We start from the raw sequence: 18,235 nt of genomic DNA on the forward strand, positions 1-18,235 counted from the left end.
AGGCCGCCCCGGCGCCTTGCGCTCGCACGTACCAGGCGCCGCCTGGACCGCCCATGATCCGCCGGACAGGCGCTAGTTCTGGGGTTTGACCACCGCGGCTTGGGGGCGGATGGGGAGGCGGGGGATGGGGCGGGCGGTGGCGGCGCGGACGGCGGCGGCCACCGCGGCGGGGGCGGTGACGACGGGGACCGCGGAGACGGCCTTGGCGCCGAAGGGGGCGAGGACGTCGCGCTCCTCGACCAGCCGGATGATGCGGACCGTGGGGGCGTCGAGGGCGGTCGGCAGGGAGTATCCGGTGAGGCTGGGGCGTTTGACGATGCCTCGGGGCGCGCGGAGGTCCTCCATCAGGGCGAGGCCGACGCCCTGGGTGATCCCGGCCTCGATGCGGGCGGCGAGCTGGCGGGGGTTGAGGATGCGGCCGACGTCCTGGGCGACGGCCATCTCGACCACGCGCACGGCGCCCAGTTCGATGTCGACGTCGACCACGGCGCGAATCGCGCAGAAGGTGAGGCCGACGAAGGCGTCGCCCTGGCCGGTGTCGTCGAGCCGGTCGGTCGGGTGCGGGCGGCACTGCGCGGTGGCCCACAGCTCCTTGCCGTCGAGGGTCTCGGCGACGGTGGTGGACAGCACACCGTCGTACGAGGTGATCTTGCCGTCGGCGATGGACAGCAGCTCCACGGACATGCCGAATTTGGCGGCGAGCGGCTGGAGCAGCTGGGTGCGGACCATCTTGGCCGCGCGCTCGACCGCGCCGCCGGACACCCAGGTGTGGCGTCCGCGCGCGGAGGGTCCCGACGGCGGCTGGTCGGTGTCGGACGGCAGCACCTGGACGTCGTCGATGCCGAGGACTTCCTGGACGATCTGCCGCGCCAGCGTGGTGAATCCCTGGCCGGTCTCGACGGCGGCGCAGATGACGGTGGCGCGGCCGTCGTGGACGCGTACGGTCGCGGTCGACACCTCGTCGGCGCCCTCGGCGCCGAGCACGTGGACCATGCCGAGCGCGTAGCCGACCCCGCGCCGCACCGCGCCCGGCTCGCCCGCGCCCGAGGTGCCGCCGGGCAGCAGCCACTGCGACTCGTCGTCGCCGTCTGGCAGCGGGGGCAGCTCGGCGTCGCGTACGGCCTTCAGCAGCTCGCCGACGGGCGCGGGGCAGGTGACGGTCTGGCCGGTGGGCAGCAGGTCGCCGGTGGCCAGGACGTTGCGCATCCGGATCTCGGCCGGATCCAGGCCGACCTTCGCGGCGAGCTTGTCCATCTGGCCCTCGTACGCGGCGCAGACCTGGAGCGCGCCTTCGCCGCGTACGTGGCCGGACGGCGGGTTGTTGGTGCGTACGGCCCAGCCCTCGACGAAGACGTGCGGGACGACGTAGGGACCGGCCGCGAAGGCCACGGCGGCGGCGAGCGCGTCGGAGGAGGCGTCGGCGTACGCGCCCGCGTCGAGCAGGATCTGCGCCTCGACCTTGACCAGGCGGCCCTCGGCGTCGGCGTGGTGGCGGTAGCGCAGCAGGGTGGGGTGGCGGTGGGCGTGGCCGAGGAAGGACTCCTCGCGGGTGGCCACGAATTTGACCGGGCAGCCGGTCTTGAGCGCGAGCAGGCCGAGCGGGAGCTGGACGCCGGAGTCCTCGCGGTCGCCCATCGCGCCGGGCACGCCGGTGACGACGACCTTGACGCGGTCGGGTTCGAGGCCGAAGCAGGCGGCGGCCAGGTCGCGGTCGGCGTGCGGGTCGGTGGAGGCGACGTACAGCTCGACGCCGCCGTCCGGGCGCGGGACGGCGAGTCCGGCCTCGGCGCCGATCGGGGCCGGGTCCTGGCGGCCGACCCGGTACAGGCCCTCCACGATGACGTCGCCGATCGCGTCGGGGTCGCCGAAGCGCAGCGGGATGTGCCGGATCAGATTGCCGTCGGGGTGCAGCGGCTCGGCGGCGAACGCCTTCTCGGGGTCGGTGACCGGCTCCAGCACCTCGTACTCGACGAGGATCGCGGCGGCGGCGAGCCGGGCGGTGTCGGGGTGGTCGGCGGCGACGGCGGCGATCGGCTCGCCGTGGTGCCGCACCAGGTCCTCGGCGAAGACCGGGCGGTCCGCGACCCGGCGGCCGTGCATCGCGTCGCCCGGCACGTCCTCGTGCGTGACGACGGCCCGCACGCCGGGCATCGCGACGGCCTCGCTGGTGTCGATCCGGGTGATCCGCGCGTGCGGGTACGGCGAGCGCAGCACGGCCGCCCACAGCAGCCCCTCGGCCCACAGATCCGCCGCGTACGGGTAGGTGCCCTGCGCCTTCTGGAGCGCGTCGGCCGAGGGCAGCGATGCGCCGATCCCCCGTACCGCCCCGGCGCCCGCCAGGGTCTCCGCGACGGGCCCCGGTCCGTCGATGATGCCGGTCATACGGCGCCTCCCGAGGGGCCGCCCTGGTGCGGGACGCGGGCGGCGGTGGAGGAGGCCGCGGACGCCGGGTTGTCGGGGTCGTCGGCGGCGGCCTCGCGGGCGGCGATGACCTGGTCGACGGCGTCGAGGACGCCGCGGTAGCCGGAGCAGCGGCAGAGGTTGCCGCACAGCGCCTGGCGGGTCTCCAGGTCGGTGGGTTTGTGGTTGCCCTCCAGCAGGTCGTGCACCGTCATCGCCATGCCGGGGATGCAGAAGCCGCACTGTACGGCGCCGGATTCGGCGAGCGCGCGCTGGACGTCGGAGGGGCGGCCGTCCACGGTCAGGCCCTCGACGGTACGGACCTCGCTGCCCGCCGCGGTGGCCGCGGGCACCAGGCAGGAGGCGACCAGACGGCCGTCGACCTGGACGGAGCAGGCCCCGCACTCGCCCTGTTCGCAGCCGTCCTTGGCGCCGGCGAGGCCGAGGCGTTCGCGCAGCACGTAGAGCAGCGACTCGCCGAGCCAGGCGTCGGTCACCGGGCGGTCGGCGCCGTTGACGCGCAGGACGTAGGAGGCGAGGGGGTGTTCGCTGTGGGTCTCCTCGACGGGTTCCGGCTCCGGCTCCCGCTCGGCCTCGTCGGCCGCGAGGTCGCCGTCCGCCTCCGCCGTACCGGAATCCGGGGCGAGGGGGTCGGGGGCGAGGGCGTCGGGCGTGAGGCCGTCCACGGCGTCGGGGAGCGGCCCGGCCGGGGGCAGTTCGCCCGGCGCGAGTCCGTCCGGTACGTGGCCATCCGGGACGTGGCCGTCCGCCACCAGTTCCTCGCCGCCGTCGAGCGCGGGCAGCGCCGACAGGCCGTCCAGGCCGCCCGGCAGGGCGTCGAGGCCGCTGAGACCGTCGAGCGCGGACAGGCCGTCGACGCCGTCGAGCGCGCCGATCCCGGTGAGCGGGGTGAGGCCGTCCGACAGGCCCTCGGGGTCGTGCAGCGCGCCCGCGCTGCCGGGGCTCTCGGGGTCGCCGGGGGCGCGCGTCCTGGCCGCCGGGTCGTGGCCGGTGCCGTAGTCGGCGTCGTGGCCGGTGTGCGTGAACGCGCTGTCGGCGGTGGCCTGGTGTCCCGCGCCGGGCGGCGGGCCCTCCGGGTCGTCGACGGCGGCGGACCAGGCGGCCTGGGTGGGCGGCCAGGGCAGCCCCTCGTCAACTCCCGCGCCCAGGCCGGTGCCCAGGCCCGTGCCGGGGTCGATGCCGGTGCCGACGCCGCTGAAGTCCCACTGCCCGGTGAGCTGGTCCTGCGGTGCGCCCTGCCCGGCCTGCGCCTGGGCGGCGGCCTGAGCGGCCGCCTGGGCCTGCGCGGCGGCCGCCGCGCCCTGCCCGAACATCCCGGCGGGGAAGGACTGCGTGGGCGCGGGCGACGGCGCCTGGTCCCACGGCGAGGCGAAGGAGCCGACGGAGAACTCCCCCGAGTCGCCGTCCGCGTCGTCCTTTATGACCGGGATCGACCACTGGGTGACCGGGTCGCCCTCACCGGTGACGGGCGGTCCCGCCGGGCCGTGCGCGCCGAGCGGGTCCTCGCCCGGCCGCGGCTCCGGCGGCAGTTGGGCCGCGAAGGAGACGTGCATGGTCTGGTCGGGGTCGTAGTCCCCGCCGCCGGGCACCGGCTGCCAGGTCCCCGACGTGCCGGGCGACGTGCCGGACCCGCCGGACGTGCCCGACCTGTCGTCGGTGCCGGGTGCGCCCGGCTGCGGCTGCGGCTGGTCGGTCATGCCAGTGCCCTCCCGAGCGCTCGACGGGACAGTGCGGCCACGGTACGGCGTAGCTGGACGGCGGCGGGCGGCAGTTCGACACCTTCCTGGTCCGGGATGCACGCGGCGGCCACGTACTCGCCGAAGGCCGTGCACGCCTCGGGGGCGAGATTGCGGTCGCCGTCCCAGTCGATGAGGCCCGCGACCCACTGCTCGGCCTCCAGGGGCCGCAGCGGCACCGGCGCGACCGCGCCCACCGAACAGCGCACCTGGCGGCGCGCGGGGTCGACCACGAGCGCGACGGAGGCCACCGCACGCCCCGGCCCGGTGCGCCCGGTGGCCTTGAGGAAGGTCTGCGGCGCGTGCAGCAGCGGAATCCTCACGAAGGCGAGGAGTTCGCCGGGGCGCAGCGGGTCCATGCCGGTGAGCAGGTGGCTGACCGGGAGTTCGCGGTCGCCCTCGGGTCCGGCGACGATGACGCTGGCCTCCAGCGCGGCGAGCACCGGGAGGGCGTCGCCGGTCGGGGCCGCGGTCGCGATGTTGCCGCCGAGGGTGCCCGCGTTGCGGATCTGCGGCGGTCCCGCGGAGCGGGCGGCGGCGGCGAGCGCGGGGATGAGGGCGGCGAAGTCCGGCCGCCCCATCCGCGCGTGGGTCAGTCCGGCGCCGAGCAGCGCCGCGCCGTCCGCGTACTGCCAGCCGCGGATCTCACTGATCCGGCCGAGGCCGACCAGCGCGTCCGGGCGCAGCAGCCCGGAGTTCACCGCCGCCATCAGGTCGGTGCCGCCTGCGACGGGCACGGCGCTGGGCATGGCGGCGAGCGCCTCCACCGCCTCGTCGAGCGAGGACGGCAGCGTCACGTTCTCCGCCGTCCGCCGTGCATACGTGCTCACGCAGCCTGCCCCTTCCCGGCCTTCCTCCGTCGCGCGGTAGCCGTACCGTACGTGCTCACAGCCTGGACGTGGCAACTCTGGCACATGTTCCACGGTGGTCAACGCGAGGGTCCACGAAGTACCGATCCGTCCGTCACGGGCGCGATCGTACGGCTCTGACGGAATCAACCGCTGTGCCGGAATTGCCATCCTTCGGGTGTGTTGCGACGGTACGCCACTCCACCGTGCCAGCTCCGCCCGCGCCGGGTGCGGAAGTTGCGGAATCAGTCACACGATCGGGGGCGGACCGTCCTTGGGACGGCCGAGGACGCCGGGGCGGCGCTGCCACGGCAGCGGGCCGCCCGGCGGCCGGTACTCCACGCCCAGGGCGTCCAGTCGGGCGTAGTGGGTCCGCATCCGGGCTTCGAATTCCGGCCAGTCGCGCTCGTCGGCGGCGGGCAGGTCCGACCAGGCGACCTCGGCGAAGGCGGCGAGCCGCGGGAAGGCCATGTAGTCCAGCACCCGTACGGAGTCCATGACTTCGGTCCAGATGTTGGCCTGGGTGCCGATGACGTGCGCCGCCTCCTTCTCGGTGAGCTGCGGCGGAACCGGCTCGAAGCGGAAGACGTCCTCCAGGCCGCGGGCGTGCGCGATCGGCACCGGCTCCTCGGGGTCCTCCGACTGCCGCCAGTCCAGGTAGACATGGGTCTGGGGGCACATCACCACGTCGTGCCCGGCCTTGGCCGCCGCGATGCCGCCGGCGTATCCCTGCCACGACGACACGGCGGCGCCCTCGGCGAGGCCGCCCTCCAGGATCTCGTCCCAGCCGATCAGCCGCCGGCCGCGCTCGGTCAGCCAGTGGTCGAAGTGGCCGATCATCCAGCTCTGCAGCTCGTCCTCGTCCTCCAGGCCCAGCTCCTGCATCCGCTCCTGCGCCGAACGCGAGGCGCGCCACTGGTCCTTGGGGCACTCGTCGCCGCCGACGTGGAAGAACTCGCCGGGGAACAGCTCCAGCAGCTCGGCGAAGACGTTCTCGTAGAAGCGCAGGGTGCTCTCGGCGGGCGAGAGCACATTGGGGTTGACGCCCCACGTGGTCAGCACGGAGAGGGCCGAGGTGTCGACGACGTCGGTGTTGCCGAGCTCCGGGTACGCGGCGATGGCCGCCTGCGAGTGGCCGGGGATGTCGACCTCGGGGACGACGGTGATGTGCCGCTCGGCGGCGTACGCGACGATCTCGCGGATGTCGTCCTGGGTGTAGTAACCGCCGTGCGGGCGCTCGTCCCACAGCGGCGACTCGCGCAGCCCGACCTTCGTGCGCTCGCGCCACGCGCCGACCTCGGTCAGCTTCGGGTAGCGCTTGATCTCCACCCGCCAGCCCTGGTCGTCGGTGAGGTGGAAGTGCAGCACGTTCAGCTTGTGGGCGGCCATCAGGTCGAGGTACTTGAACACGACGTCCTTCGGCATGAAGTGCCGTGCCACGTCGAGCATGAAGCCGCGCCAGGCGAAGCGGGGGGCGTCCTGTATCTGGCAGGTCGGCACGCGCCACTCGCGCTCCCCCAGGGGCGCCCGGCGGAAGGCGTCGGCCCCCAGGAGCTGGCGCAGGGTCTGCGCGCCCCAGAAGACGCCGGCGGGGCTCCCGCCGAAGACGTGCACGCCGGAGTTGGGCGCGGCCATGATGCGGTAGCCCTCGGGGCCCAGCTCCCTGGCCACCGCGTCGTCCACCGCCAGCCGGATCACGTCCTTCCCGGACGGCTCCACCGGTGCCAGCGGCAGGCCCGTCGCTGCCGCGAGCACTCCGCGCAGCCAGCGCGCGGCGCCTTCGGCGCCGGGGGTCGCGGTGAGGGTCGTCTCGGGCCCGAGGACGAAGGCGTCGTCGGTGCCGTACGGGGTCTGATGGCGCGGGGCCGGAATGAGGTCCATGGGGGCCATCCTGACCCGTAATCCGCGATTGGCATAGACCAATCCCGCAGCTGCCTGACCGAGGACCGTTCTCCGACCGCGGAAGCGTCATGCCTGGTCGCGCAGTTCCCGCGCCGCCGAAGGGCCCGGCTCACCCGCCCGCGGCAGACTTGCCCCGCCCGGGCGCGGGCAAAGACGACGGGCACGGGCCCCGAGGGGCGCCGGGGGCACCTCCCAGCGGTAGCTGGGGGGAGGCACTGCGCGGCCAGCCCCCACCGGGCGGGAGTGCGGGGGCTGCCGGAGCGGGGCACCGCGTACCCGGCCCGGGAAAGACTAGAAGGCGGCAGCCGCCCTCTCGCGTTGGGCGCGCACGGCCAGCAGCACGGTGAGGGTCACACCGAGGAGCAGCCACGCCAAGTGGGCGATGGTGAGGGCCTGCCACGCGGAGTGGGGCACGTCGGGGGCGGAGGCCAGGGCGAGGGTGGCGCCCAGCAGCGCGAACACGGCCGCGAGCTGCACACGCCCGTTCCAGCTCCGCAGGAACGCGCGCTCGGCGAAGGGCCCGCCGTACCACCAGCGGACGGCGAGGCCGACGACGACCACGGCGGCCAGACCGGCCGCGGTCACGGCGGAGACCGCCCACAGCGGCCACGGCGCGCGCTGCCGTTCCTTGTCGCAGGGCAGCACGGTGGTGACCAGCGGCACCAGCGGGAGTACGGCGACGGCGTTGATCTCCCGGACCCGCCGCAGCCAGGGATCGGCGGCCAGCTCCGTACGGACGGTGGCACGGATGCCCCGCAGCCGGGCGGGCAGCGGCGTACCGGAGCGGCGCCCGGCCACCGTCAGCAGGACCACGATCAGGACCAGGGCCGCCGCGGCCCCGGCGGCGGTGGCGATGATCTGCCACACGTCACCGGTCGCGATCCGGAAGAGCTGCACGCCCACCAGCAGGGCCACGGCGATGATCCCGGCCAGTGCCCCGCCGCGCGGCGCGGTGAGCTGGCTGGGGTCGGCGCCGAGCATCAGCGCCCGCTCCACCGCGCTCTGGTGCTCGGCGCGGTGCCGCTTGGGCACCCGGCCGAGCAGCCCGCGCCCCGAGGTCAGCGAACGGGCCAGCGCGACCTGCGCCTCGGCCTCCTGCGGGGCGAGCGCGACCGCGCGGCGGGCGGCGGCCACCGCGTCGGGCACCCGGCCGAGCCGCCGGTAGACGTCGGAGAGCAGCACCGACGGCTCCCAGCCGTCGGGGTCGGCGCCGGTGGCCCGCAGCGCGACGGTCAGCGCCGCGTGCGGCTCGTCCAGCGAGAGCAGCACGACCCCGGCCAGCACGAAGACGTCGGCCGCCTCCGCGGGCCCGGCGAGCGCCAGTGCCCAGTCGACCGACTCGCGGGCCTCGGGGCGCCGCTTCTCCTGCGCGAGGATCCAGGCGCGCAGCAGGTAGCCCGCGCTTCCGTTGCGCTCCACGAAGGCATCGCTGACGAGGGCGTGCGCCTCGGCGAACCGGCTCTGCGCGACGAGCGAGTGCACCCGCTCGCCGTCGCTCGCGTCGTCGTCGCCGGGCGCGTCCGCCGCGCCGAACGCGCCGTCGTCACCCTGACCGCTGTCCACGTCCGCCCCTGTTTCCGCCGGCGAGGAGCGCGGACGTCAGCTCTTGCCGCCGCTGCCCTTGCCGGACTTGTCCTTGTCCCCGCCGCCCAGCGGCATGCCCTCGTAGATCTCCTTGCACATCGGGCAGACCGGGTACTTCTTCGGATCGCGTCCCGGGACCCAGACCTTGCCGCAGAGCGCGACGACGGGCGTGCCTTCCAGCGCGCTCGCCATGATCTTGTCCTTCTGGACATAGTGCGCGTAGCGCTCGTGGTCGCCGTCACCATGGGAGAGCTGCGGGGTCGGCTCGACCAGAGTGCCGGTGCCCGCCCCGCGCTCGGGCTCAAGAGTGCTCATAAGACTCAAGACTAGTTGAGAGACGGATCGTCGGGATACGTGGCCACCATGGCCAGCTCATTGCGCTGCCTGCGCAGCACCGAGCGCCACAGTTGTTCGGGATCGGGCGAGGACACGTCGCCCGGCTCGGACTCGATCACGTACCAGGCGCCGTCGACGAGTTCCTTCTCCAGCTGGCCGGGCCCCCAGCCGGAATATCCGGCGAAGATCCGCAGCGAGCCCAGCTCGGCGGCGAGCAGTTCGGGCGGCGCCTCCAGGTCGACCAGGCCGATCGCGCCGTGCACCCGCCGCCAGCCCAGCGGGTCCGCGTCCTCGCCCTCGCGGACGTCGCCCGGCACCACGGCCAGGCCCAGCGCGGAGTCCAGCGAGACCGGGCCGCCCTGGAAGACCACCGGGGGCGCGCCCGCCAGCGGCGCCCAGGGCAGCAGGACGTCGCCGACGCCGACCGGCGTGGGCCGGTTCAGGACGACGCCGAGCGACCCCTCCGCGTCGTGGTCGAGGAGGAGCACCACCGCCCGGTCGAAGTTGGGGTCGGCGAGCGCCGGTGTGGCGACGAGCAGTCTTCCGGTGAGCGAGGACACCTCGGTCATGGGACACATGATCCCGCACAAACCCGCTGGGCGGAGCGGCAACCGCCACTCCCGGACATCCGCCGCTACGGCGCGACACGCGGTACGGCGCGCGCGGCAGCGGACGGTGTGCGGTCCGCCACGCACCGCGCTGTAGCGAAGTCATGACACTGGCCGAGGTTCACGGCAGCCGGGACGGGTCAGTAGGCGCATTACCATTTCTTCCTGCGCTCCGCGCGGCGAGCACCCCGGCCGCGCCCGGCCTCCCCCGTACCAACCGTTCCGAAGATCGCGAGATCCATGACCGACATCGCCGATGTACTGCTTGTTCATGGCGGAACCCCCCTCGAGGGCGAGATCCGTGTCCGCGGTGCGAAGAACCTCGTGCCCAAGGCCATGGTCGCCGCCCTGCTCGGCAGCGGACCGAGCAGACTCCGCAATGTCCCCGACATCCGTGACGTACGCGTCGTACGCGGGCTGCTCCAGCTCCACGGCGTGACGGTGCAGAGCGGTGAGGAACCGGGCGAGCTGGTCCTCGACCCGACGCGCGTCGAGAGCGCCAACGTGGCCGACATCGACGCCCACGCGGGCTCCTCCCGGATCCCGATCCTGTTCTGCGGCCCGCTGCTGCACCGGCTCGGCCATGCCTTCATCCCGGGCCTGGGCGGCTGCGACATCGGCGGCCGGCCGATCGACTTCCACTTCGACGTGCTGCGGCAGTTCGGCGCCACGATCGAGAAGCGCGCCGACGGCCAGTACCTGGAGGCGCCGCAGCGGCTGCGCGGCTGCAAGATCCGGCTGCCGTACCCGTCGGTCGGCTCGACCGAACAGGTGCTGCTCACCGCGGTGCTGGCCGAGGGCGTCACGGAGCTGTCCAACGCGGCGGTCGAGCCGGAGATCGAGGACCTGATCTGCGTCCTGCAGAAAATGGGCGCGATCATCTCGATGGACACCGACCGGACGATCCGGATCACCGGCGTCGACAAGCTCGGCGGCTACAACCACCGGGCCCTCCCCGACCGCCTCGAAGCCGCCTCCTGGGCGAGCGCGGCGCTGGCCACCGAGGGCAACATCTACGTCCGCGGCGCCCAGCAGCGGTCGATGATGACCTTCCTCAACACCTTCCGCCGGGTCGGCGGGGCCTTCGAGGTGGACGACGACGGCATCCGCTTCTGGCACCCGGGCGGCCCGCTCAACGCCATCGCGCTGGAGACCGACGTGCACCCCGGTTTCCAGACCGACTGGCAGCAGCCGCTGGTGGTGGCGCTCACCCAGGCGTCGGGGCTGTCCATCGTGCACGAGACGGTGTACGAGTCCCGGCTCGGCTTCACCTCCGCGCTCAACCAGATGGGCGCGCACATCCAGCTCTACCGCGAGTGCCTGGGCGGTTCCGCCTGCCGCTTCGGGCAGCGCAATTTCCTGCACTCCGCGGTCGTGTCGGGCCCGACCAAGCTCCAGGGCTCCGACCTGGTCATCCCCGACCTGCGCGGCGGCTTCTCGTACCTGATCGCGGCGCTGGCCGCGCAGGGCACCTCGCGCGTGCACGGCATCGACCTGATCAACCGGGGCTACGAGAACTTCCTCGCCAAGCTGGAGGGCCTGGGCGCCCACATCGAGCTGCCCCAGCCCGCGGGCGCGGTCGCTTCCTGAGCGGTACGCCCCATGCGAAAGGGCGGCTTCTCCCCCGGGAGAAGCCGCCCTTTGGCGATGTGATTACTTGCCCTTGGCGGCTTCCTTGAGCTTGGAGCCCGCCGAAACCTTCACGCTGTAGCCGGCCGCGATGTTGATCGGCTCACCGGTCTGCGGGTTACGCGCGGTCCGAGCGGCACGGTGGGTGCGCTCGAAGGTCAGGAAGCCGGGGATGGTGACCTTCTCGTCGCCCTTGGCCACGATCTCACCGACGGTCTCAGCGAACGCGGCCAGTACGGCGTCGGCGTCCTTGCGGGTCACCTCGGCGCGCTCGGACAGAGCGGCCACCAGCTCACTGCGGTTCATATCTGTACTCCCGTGTTCTTTCTGCCATGGGGGCGCGAGCTCGAAGCTGTTGCTGTGTGCCTCACTGCCCAGGTGTGCATCCTGCCCCCATATATGGGGGGAAAGCCAATCCACCGACCGCGCGAGTCGCACAAAAAACGATGCGATTGCACGGGGACACCACGGGGATGACGGATTGTCGTCACATGGTCGACGCATCGAATCCGTTTGTCGGACGGATTGTCAGACCGCCCCCGGCGCGGTCGCCGCGGCGGCCACCGCCGGTCCCTGCGCCTTGGCCGCGTCGCGTACGGCGTCGGCGACCGCGCCCGCGACCTTGTCGTTGAAGACGCTGGGGACGATGTAGTTGGCGTTCAGCTCGCCCTCCCCCACCACGTCCGCGAGGGCGTGCGCGGCGGCCAGCATCATCTCGGTGTTCACGGTGCGGGACTGGGCGTCCAGCAGGCCGCGGAAGACGCCGGGGAAGACCAGGACGTTGTTGATCTGGTTGGGGAAGTCGCTGCGCCCGGTGGCGACCACGGCGGCGGTCTCGCGGGCCACGCCCGGGTCCACCTCGGGGTCGGGGTTGGCGAGCGCGAAGACGATCGCGCCGTCCGCCATCCGCGCCACGTCCGTACCGTCCAGGACGTTGGGCGCGGAGACGCCGATGAAGACGTCGGCGCCGGTCACGGCCTCCTTCAGGGTGCCGCTGACGCCCTCGGGGTTGGTGTTGTCGGCGATCCAGCGCAGCGGCGAGTCCGGCGACGCCTCCACCAGGTCGTCGCGGTCGCAGTGCACCACGCCGTGGATGTCGGCGACCACCGCGTGCTTCACTCCGGCGGCCAGCAGCAGCTTGAGGATGGCCGTACCGGCCGCGCCCGCGCCGGACATGACGACGCGTACGTCGCCGATCTGCTTGCCGACCACGCGCAGCGCGTTGGTGAGCGCGGCGAGCACCACGATGGCGGTGCCGTGCTGGTCGTCGTGGAAGACCGGGATGTCCAGCGCCTCGCGCAGCCGGGCCTCGATCTCGAAGCAGCGCGGCGCGGAGATGTCCTCCAGGTTGATGCCCGCGAAGCCGGGGGCGATGGCCTTGACGATCGCCACGATCTCGTCGGTGTCCTGGGTGTCGAGGCACAGCGGCCAGGCGTCGATGCCGGCGAAGCGCTTGAAGAGGGCCGCCTTGCCCTCCATGACCGGCAGCGCGGCCTTCGGGCCGATGTTGCCGAGGCCGAGGACGGCGGAGCCGTCGGTGACGACGGCCACGCTGTTGCGCTTGATGGTCAGGCGGCGCGCGTCCTCGGGGTTCTCCGCGATGGCCATGCAGACCCGGGCGACGCCGGGGGTGTAGATCATGGAGAGGTCGTCACGGTTGCGGATCGGGTGCTTGGACTGCATCTCGATCTTGCCGCCGAGGTGCATGAGGAACGTACGGTCGGAGACCTTGCTCACGGCGACGCCCTCGATGCCGCGGAGCTTGCCGACGATCTCGTCGGCGTGCGCGGTGGAGCTGGCGGCGACGGTGACGTCGATGCGGAGCATGTCGTGGCCCGACGCGGTGACGTCCAGGCCGGTGACCGAACCGCCCGAGGACTCCACCGCGGTGGTGAGCTGGCTGACCGCGGTCCCGCTGGCGGGGACCTCCAGCCGTACCGTGATCGAGTACGAGACGCTTGGCGCCGTTGCCATGACGGACCTTCTTCCGGTTCCTCTGCTGCTGGTGGTGCTGCCCGTCGATCGTTGCACCTACCGACGGGTACGCGTAAACCCGCGTGGGGTGAAGATTGGAAGAATACTTCCGCGATGCGGGAGCGGCGCAACCGGGTGGACCGAAGAAGAGATTTTCGTCCGCCGGGAAGAGGTTCCCGTAGCCGTTTGTTAGCCTGAGTACGGCACCGGCTCGATCCAAGCCCCCGGGCCCAACCTTAGGCGCTTCGAGCGCCCACTTGCCGCGAGGCGAGCATGGCGGGCCGGTGTCGTGAACGTCACGTGGGCGCCCCCTCTTCCGGAGGGGGCGCCCACGGCGTTTTCGGACCCGTGCCAGGACCCGTCGTCGGACCCCGCCGCCCGGTCAGGGGCGCAGCAGGTCCGGCACTCCCTCGGCGTCCGGCAGATCGCCCTCGGCCGCGAGGACCATCAGGCGTTGCGTCGCCCGCGTCAGGGCCACGTACAGCACCCTCAGCCCCGCGGGCGACTCCTCAGCGATCTCGGCGGGGGACACCACGAGCGTGGCGTCGTACTCCAGGCCCTTGGCCTCCAGGCTGCCGAGCGCCACGACGCGCTCGCCGAGCCCTTCGAGCCAACCGCGGGCCTGGGCGCGGCGGTTCATGGCGACGACGACGCCGACCGTGCCGTCCACCTCCTCCAACAGCCGCGCGGCGCACCGGCGTACGTCCGCGCCGAGGTCGTCGCCCGCGACCGCGTACTGCGGCAGGACACCGGTGGAGCGCACGGCGCGCGGCGACTGCATGCCGGGCATGGCGAGCGCCAGCACGGTGGCGGCGACCTCCGCGATCTCGGCGGGGTTGCGGTAGTTGACGGTGAGGGTGAAGCGCCGCCGGGGCCGGGTGCCGAGCGCCTCGTCGCGCGCCCGCGCCGCCTCGTCCACGTCCGTCCAGGAACTCTGCGCCGGGTCGCCGACGATCGTCCAGGTGGCCGTACGGCCGCGGCGCCCGACCATCCGCCACTGCATCGGCGTCAGGTCCTGCGCCTCGTCCACGATGACGTGCGCGTACTCGGTGCGCTCCTCGTCCAGCCGCTCGGCCCGGCTGCGGCGGCCCGCGTCGTGCCGGTCGGCGAAGGTCGTGACCTCGTCCAGGCCGGTGAGCTGGTCCAGCGGGTCGGCCTCGCGGCGCTTGGGGCGCGGCACCGGGCCGAGCAGCGTGTCGAGTTCGTCCAGCAGCGCCACGTCGTGCGCGGTGGCGCCGGTCCTGCGCAGCGAGCGCGCCACCCGGCGGACCTCCGGCGGGGACAGCACCCGGCGCGCCCAGCGGGCCAGCCGCTTCTCGTCGGCGAGCGCGGCCAGCACGGCGCGCGGCTGGAGCACCGGCCACCAGGCGTCGAGGAAGTCGGTGAAGTCCTGCTCGGTGCTGATGTCCTCGTCGAAGCCCTGGCGTTCCTCCGCGGCCAGCTCCGGATCGTCGAAGCGGCGGCCGGTCTTGCGCCACAGCGCGTCCAGCAGCAGGCGGCGGGCGCGCGGGCGCAGCAGATTGACGGGCGCGGTGCCGCCGAGGGTGTTGTGGCGGATGCCCGCCAGTTCCTGCTCGGACAGCTCCACGCGGCGGCCGAAGGCGACCACGCGCAGCGTCGCCGGGCGGCCGGGCGTCAGGTCGAGCGCGCCGCGGGCCGCGTTGCGCAGCACCTTCTGCATCCGCAGCGAGCCCTTGATCCGGGCGACCGCGGGCTCGTCGTACAGATCGGCGGAGACGCCGTCGACCAGCGAGCCGACGGCGCGGATCGCGACCTGGCCCTCCTCGCCGAGCGACGGCAGCACGCCCTCGGTGTACGACACCAGCAGCGGGGTCGGGCTGACGCACAGGATGCCGCCCGCGTACCGCCGCCGGTCCTGGTAGAGCAGGTACGCGGCCCGGTGCAGAGCGACCGCGGTCTTGCCGGTGCCGGGGCCGCCGGTCACCTCGGTGACGGACGCGGCGGGCGCCCTGATCACCATGTCCTGCTCGGCCTGGATGCTCGCCACGATGTCCCGCATGGTGTGGCTGCGGGCCTGGCCGAGGGCCGCCATCAGGGCGCCGTCGCCGACGACCGGCAGCCCGGTGGTCAGCTCGGGGCGCAGCAGGTCGTCCTCGACGCCGAGCACCTTGCGGCCCTTGGAGCGGATCACCCGGCGGCGCACCACGCGCCCCGGCGCGACCGGGGTGGAGCGGTAGAAGGGCGCGGCGGCCGGGGCCCGCCAGTCGATGACCAGCGGCGCGTACTCGCTGTCCAGGACGCCGATCCGGCCGATGTGCAGGGTCTCGGCGATGTCGGCGGTCCGGTCCTCGCGGACGGCGTCGTCGGCGGGTTCGACGGAGGTGAAGGCGCCGTCGGCGCCCTTCTTGCCGTCCTTGCCCCGCAGCAGGTCGATCCGGCCGAAGAGGAAGTCCTCGAACTCGCTGTTCAGCCGGTTGAGGTGGACCCCCGCGCGGAAGACCTGCGCGTCCCGTTCGGCGAGCGCGCCCGGCGTGCCGACGTGGCCGCGCTGGGCGGCGTCCTTCATCAGGAACTCGGCTTCGTCGATCTTCTCTTCGAGGCGGTGGTACACCCGGTCCAGATGCGCCTGCTCGACGGCGATCTCCTGATCCCGGACCCCCAGGTGGGCTGTGGTCTGCGCGGCCACGCAGGACCCCCTTCTTCATTGCGTCATGCGCCGCCCACGTACGTGACGGGGCACGTGGGGCAGCCTGCAACCGTACGCGACCTGCGGGCTTCTGCACACTCCGCCGTGCGGTCGGGTCTGAGGCGCGGTCAGTTTTCCGGCGGGCCGGGGACCCCGGCGGGTCAGCCCTGGGGCGAGGTGAGAGTCCCGCGCGTGGTGGTGCGACGGCGGTGCCGGGCGACGCGCTCGCGGTTTCCGCAGATCTCGCTGCTGCACCAGCGGCGGCGCCGGCCGCGGGAGGTGTCGAGGTAGACCAGCGAGCAGTTCTCGCCCTCGCAGCGGCGCAGTTGCGTACGGGCCAGCGGGTCGGTCAGCAGCGCGACGGCGTCGCGGGCGACGGCCGCGAGCAGTCCGGCGGGCTCCGGGGGCGCGGCCAGCGTACGGATCAGGGCGCCGCCCTCGCCGGTGACCGCGCGCGGGGCGGGCGGGGCGGCCAGCGCCGTCGCGTTCAGCTCGGCGATGTCGGCGGCAGCGGGCCGCTCACCGGCGACCTCGGCGGTCACGACCCGGCAGACGACGGCGCGCAGGCCGCGGAATCCGCTCAGCCAGCCGTCGTCCACGGCGAGGTCCGGCCGCGCCGCCTCCCCGGGCGCGCGCGGCACCAGGCCGGTCCCGTACAGCCACGCCGCCAGCCGGTCGGGCGTGCCGAGCCGCTCCCGCTCGGGGCGGCCGGTGCGGGTGGCGACGAGATCGAGACACAGCCGGCCGGTGTCGAACCGTAGCGGGCTCGTTCCACTCATGGTCAGCCGCCTTCCCGCCCGCCCGTCACCTTCCCCCCAGGGTGCCCGGCGGCCGTCGCGGGGTCTAGGGCGTGTCAGGACCGCTGTGGCCGCGCTCGCCTGACCGGCTTACGGCGCCGAGCCGTATTTGTCGTCCGCGTGCGGGTCGAGGGAGAGCCGGTAGCCGCGTTTGACGACGGTCTGGATCAGCTGGGGGGCGCCGAGTGCGGTACGGAGCCGGGCCATCGCGGTCTCGACGGCGTGTTCGTCGCGGCCGGAGCCGGGCAGGGCGCGCAGCAGGTCGCCGCGGGCGACGACCCAGCCGGGGCGGCGGGCCAGCGCCCGCAGCAGGGCCATGCCCGCGGGCGGCACCGGCCGCAGCGTCCCGTCCACGACGACGGCGTGCCCGCGGATCTCGACGTGGTGCCCGGCGACGGGCAACGGCCTTACGCGGCCCGGCAGTTCGCTGGCGATGAGCTGCACCAGCGGTCCGAGCCTGAAGCGTTCGGGGTGCCGGGTGGGCACGTCGTGGCCCTGGAGCGGCAGCGCGGTGACCGGGCCGACGCAGGCGGTCATGACGTCGTGGCGGAGCGCCGCGAGGAGTGCGTCGCAACGGCCGCGCTGCCGGGCCCGGTCGAGGAAGGAGGCGGCGGCCGGGGCGCTGGTGAAGCTCAGCGCGTCGACCGACCGGGACAGGACGGCGTCGAGCAACCGGTCGACGGGCCCGAGGTCTTCGGGCGGCACCCAGCGGTAGACCGGCACCGCCACGACGGTCGCCCCGGCCGCCCGCAGCGACTCGATGAAGCCGGGCAGCGGCTCGCCGTGCAGCTGGACGGCGACGGTGCGGCCCTCGACTCCCTGCTCCAGCAGGCGTTCCAGGACCTCGGCCATCGATTCCGAGGCCGGTGACCACGCCTCGCGCAGCCCGGCCGCGCGCACCGCGCCGCGCACCTTGGGCCCGCGGGCGAGGAGTTCGACCGCACCGAGCCTTCGCAGCAGCGCCTCGCCCAGGCCCCAGCCGTCGGCGGCCTCGATCCAGCCGCGGAAGCCGATCGCGGTGGTGGCGACCACGATGTCGGGTGCGTCGGCGACGAGTCGCCTGGTGGTCTCCAGCAGTTCGGTGTCGTCGGGCAGCGGCACGATGCGCAGGACGGGCGCCCGCAGCACGACCGCGCCGCGCCGCTCCAGCAGCGCGGCCAGCTCGTCGGCTCTGCGGGCCGCCGTCACCCCGACGGTGAACCCGGCCAGGGGCGGCACCCCGCCGCCCGGGCCCGGATCGCTGTTCCTGGTCGCCTGCGCCTGCATGGCTCCGCCCCACTTTTGCTGGAGTTACGCGTGCCGGACGGCGGGCGGACCGTCCCTGATCCGCCGCCGCCCTCCCCGGCCACCCCGCCGGAGCCGCATCGTCCCAAGACGGGGTGACGGGTTCGATTCACCGGGATGACCCGGATGTTACGGACGCCTCCGCCGCTCACACCCGCGCGCGGACGGCGGTCCCGGCAGGCGCCGTCCGCCCGGTCCCGCCCGCCGCCCGCGCCGGTCGCCGCAGGTATACGGCCCACGTGACGGCGTAACAGAGCGCGGAGGAGGCGAGGAAGGAGAACGAAGGCGGGGAAGGAGACGAAGGCGGGGGTGGACTGTCGGGCCCGACCCTGGAAACGGCCGCATGCCCCCCCGCGCCCCGAGGTGACACGAGCGCAACCATGCGCTCGCCCGCGTCCGCACCCGGCTGTGCGCCGGCCCTCGTGGGGGGGGGAGTCGGGGCTGGGTGCCAGGGCTTGGTGCCGGGGCC

At 73.9% G+C, this 18,235-nt stretch carries 13 protein-coding genes; 1 reads left to right on the forward strand and 12 read right to left on the reverse strand.

From position 1 onward, the window contains the following. Nucleotides 1–72: 72 nt before the first annotated feature. The 7 genes from ACIP4Z_RS04330 to ACIP4Z_RS04360 form a co-directional block, all read right to left on the reverse strand. Nucleotides 73–2,382 (reverse strand): xanthine dehydrogenase family protein molybdopterin-binding subunit, encoded by a 2,310-nt coding sequence (locus ACIP4Z_RS04330; RefSeq protein ID WP_355343012.1) that lies wholly within the window; start codon nucleotides 2,380–2,382, stop codon nucleotides 73–75. Beyond that, nucleotides 2,379–4,118, reverse strand: a complete 1,740-nt coding sequence (locus tag ACIP4Z_RS04335; RefSeq protein ID WP_401304939.1) for a (2Fe-2S)-binding protein — start codon at nucleotides 4,116–4,118, stop codon at nucleotides 2,379–2,381. The genes ACIP4Z_RS04330 and ACIP4Z_RS04335 overlap by 4 nt, the downstream gene beginning before the upstream one ends. After that, nucleotides 4,115–4,987 (reverse strand): FAD binding domain-containing protein, encoded by an 873-nt coding sequence (locus tag ACIP4Z_RS04340; protein WP_355343006.1) that lies wholly within the window; start codon nucleotides 4,985–4,987, stop codon nucleotides 4,115–4,117. The genes ACIP4Z_RS04335 and ACIP4Z_RS04340 overlap by 4 nt, the downstream gene beginning before the upstream one ends. A gap of 267 nt (nucleotides 4,988–5,254) precedes the next feature. Next, nucleotides 5,255–6,886 (reverse strand): beta-N-acetylhexosaminidase, encoded by a 1,632-nt coding sequence (locus ACIP4Z_RS04345; RefSeq protein ID WP_401304942.1) that lies wholly within the window; start codon nucleotides 6,884–6,886, stop codon nucleotides 5,255–5,257. A gap of 312 nt (nucleotides 6,887–7,198) precedes the next feature. Continuing rightward, a complete protein-coding gene (locus tag ACIP4Z_RS04350; RefSeq protein ID WP_355343000.1) occupies nucleotides 7,199–8,470 on the reverse strand; it encodes a hypothetical protein in 1,272 nt (423 codons plus the stop codon). Between the two features lie 36 nt (nucleotides 8,471–8,506). Continuing rightward, the gene (locus ACIP4Z_RS04355; RefSeq protein WP_093716639.1) at nucleotides 8,507–8,806 is read right to left on the reverse strand and encodes a DUF3039 domain-containing protein; all 300 of its coding nucleotides are present in this window, start codon (nucleotides 8,804–8,806) and stop codon (nucleotides 8,507–8,509) included. An 11-nt stretch (nucleotides 8,807–8,817) separates the two neighbouring features. Then, on the reverse strand, nucleotides 8,818–9,396 hold the full coding sequence (locus tag ACIP4Z_RS04360; RefSeq protein ID WP_188284071.1) for a YqgE/AlgH family protein: 579 nt from the start codon (nucleotides 9,394–9,396) through the stop codon (nucleotides 8,818–8,820). A gap of 279 nt (nucleotides 9,397–9,675) precedes the next feature. Here ACIP4Z_RS04360 and murA point away from each other — a divergent pair, with 279 nt between their 5' ends. After that, nucleotides 9,676–11,025 (forward strand): UDP-N-acetylglucosamine 1-carboxyvinyltransferase, encoded by a 1,350-nt coding sequence (gene murA / locus ACIP4Z_RS04365; RefSeq protein ID WP_355342994.1) that lies wholly within the window; start codon nucleotides 9,676–9,678, stop codon nucleotides 11,023–11,025. A 63-nt stretch (nucleotides 11,026–11,088) separates the two neighbouring features. Here murA and ACIP4Z_RS04370 read toward each other — a convergent pair whose 3' ends face one another. The 5 genes from ACIP4Z_RS04370 to ACIP4Z_RS04390 all read right to left on the reverse strand — a co-directional run bounded on the left by ACIP4Z_RS04370 (nucleotide 11,089) and on the right by ACIP4Z_RS04390 (nucleotide 17,748). Further along, a complete protein-coding gene (locus ACIP4Z_RS04370) occupies nucleotides 11,089–11,370 on the reverse strand; it encodes an HU family DNA-binding protein (protein WP_355342991.1) in 282 nt (93 codons plus the stop codon). 222 nt (nucleotides 11,371–11,592) lie between these two features. Further along, nucleotides 11,593–13,038 carry a malic enzyme-like NAD(P)-binding protein gene (locus ACIP4Z_RS04375; RefSeq protein WP_391047160.1) on the reverse strand — a complete coding sequence of 482 codons (1,446 nt, stop codon included), beginning with the start codon at nucleotides 13,036–13,038 and terminating at the stop codon, nucleotides 11,593–11,595. A 382-nt stretch (nucleotides 13,039–13,420) separates the two neighbouring features. Beyond that, a complete protein-coding gene (locus ACIP4Z_RS04380) occupies nucleotides 13,421–15,685 on the reverse strand; it encodes a UvrD-helicase domain-containing protein (protein ID WP_391047162.1) in 2,265 nt (754 codons plus the stop codon). Nucleotides 15,686–15,846: 161 nt separating this feature from the next. Continuing rightward, nucleotides 15,847–16,464, reverse strand: a complete 618-nt coding sequence (locus ACIP4Z_RS04385; RefSeq protein ID WP_355342982.1) for an ABATE domain-containing protein — start codon at nucleotides 16,462–16,464, stop codon at nucleotides 15,847–15,849. 108 nt (nucleotides 16,465–16,572) lie between these two features. Beyond that, nucleotides 16,573–17,748 (reverse strand): uroporphyrinogen-III synthase, encoded by a 1,176-nt coding sequence (locus ACIP4Z_RS04390; protein WP_401304947.1) that lies wholly within the window; start codon nucleotides 17,746–17,748, stop codon nucleotides 16,573–16,575. Nucleotides 17,749–18,235: the final 487 nt, after the last annotated feature.

The sequence above is a fragment of the Streptomyces sp. NPDC088910 genome, assembly GCF_044749865.1.
Taxonomy (GTDB): Bacteria; Actinomycetota; Actinomycetes; order Streptomycetales; family Streptomycetaceae; genus Actinacidiphila.

Excerpts from the sequence above, each read along its gene's own strand:
- ACIP4Z_RS04345 (WP_401304942.1), bottom strand. The coding sequence starts at position 6,886 with ATGGACCTCATTCCGGCCCCGCGCCATCAGACCCCGTACGGCACCGAC.
- ACIP4Z_RS04385 (WP_355342982.1), bottom strand. The coding sequence starts at position 16,464 with ATGAGTGGAACGAGCCCGCTACGGTTCGACACCGGCCGGCTGTGTCTC.
- ACIP4Z_RS04390 (WP_401304947.1), bottom strand. The coding sequence starts at position 17,748 with ATGCAGGCGCAGGCGACCAGGAACAGCGATCCGGGCCCGGGCGGCGGG.
- ACIP4Z_RS04375 (WP_391047160.1), bottom strand. The coding sequence starts at position 13,038 with ATGGCAACGGCGCCAAGCGTCTCGTACTCGATCACGGTACGGCTGGAG.
- ACIP4Z_RS04330 (WP_355343012.1), bottom strand. The coding sequence starts at position 2,382 with ATGACCGGCATCATCGACGGACCGGGGCCCGTCGCGGAGACCCTGGCG.
- murA (WP_355342994.1), top strand. The coding sequence starts at position 9,676 with ATGACCGACATCGCCGATGTACTGCTTGTTCATGGCGGAACCCCCCTC.
- ACIP4Z_RS04355 (WP_093716639.1), bottom strand. The coding sequence starts at position 8,806 with ATGAGCACTCTTGAGCCCGAGCGCGGGGCGGGCACCGGCACTCTGGTC.
- ACIP4Z_RS04335 (WP_401304939.1), bottom strand. The coding sequence starts at position 4,118 with ATGACCGACCAGCCGCAGCCGCAGCCGGGCGCACCCGGCACCGACGAC.
- ACIP4Z_RS04370 (WP_355342991.1), bottom strand. The coding sequence starts at position 11,370 with ATGAACCGCAGTGAGCTGGTGGCCGCTCTGTCCGAGCGCGCCGAGGTG.
- ACIP4Z_RS04360 (WP_188284071.1), bottom strand. The coding sequence starts at position 9,396 with ATGACCGAGGTGTCCTCGCTCACCGGAAGACTGCTCGTCGCCACACCG.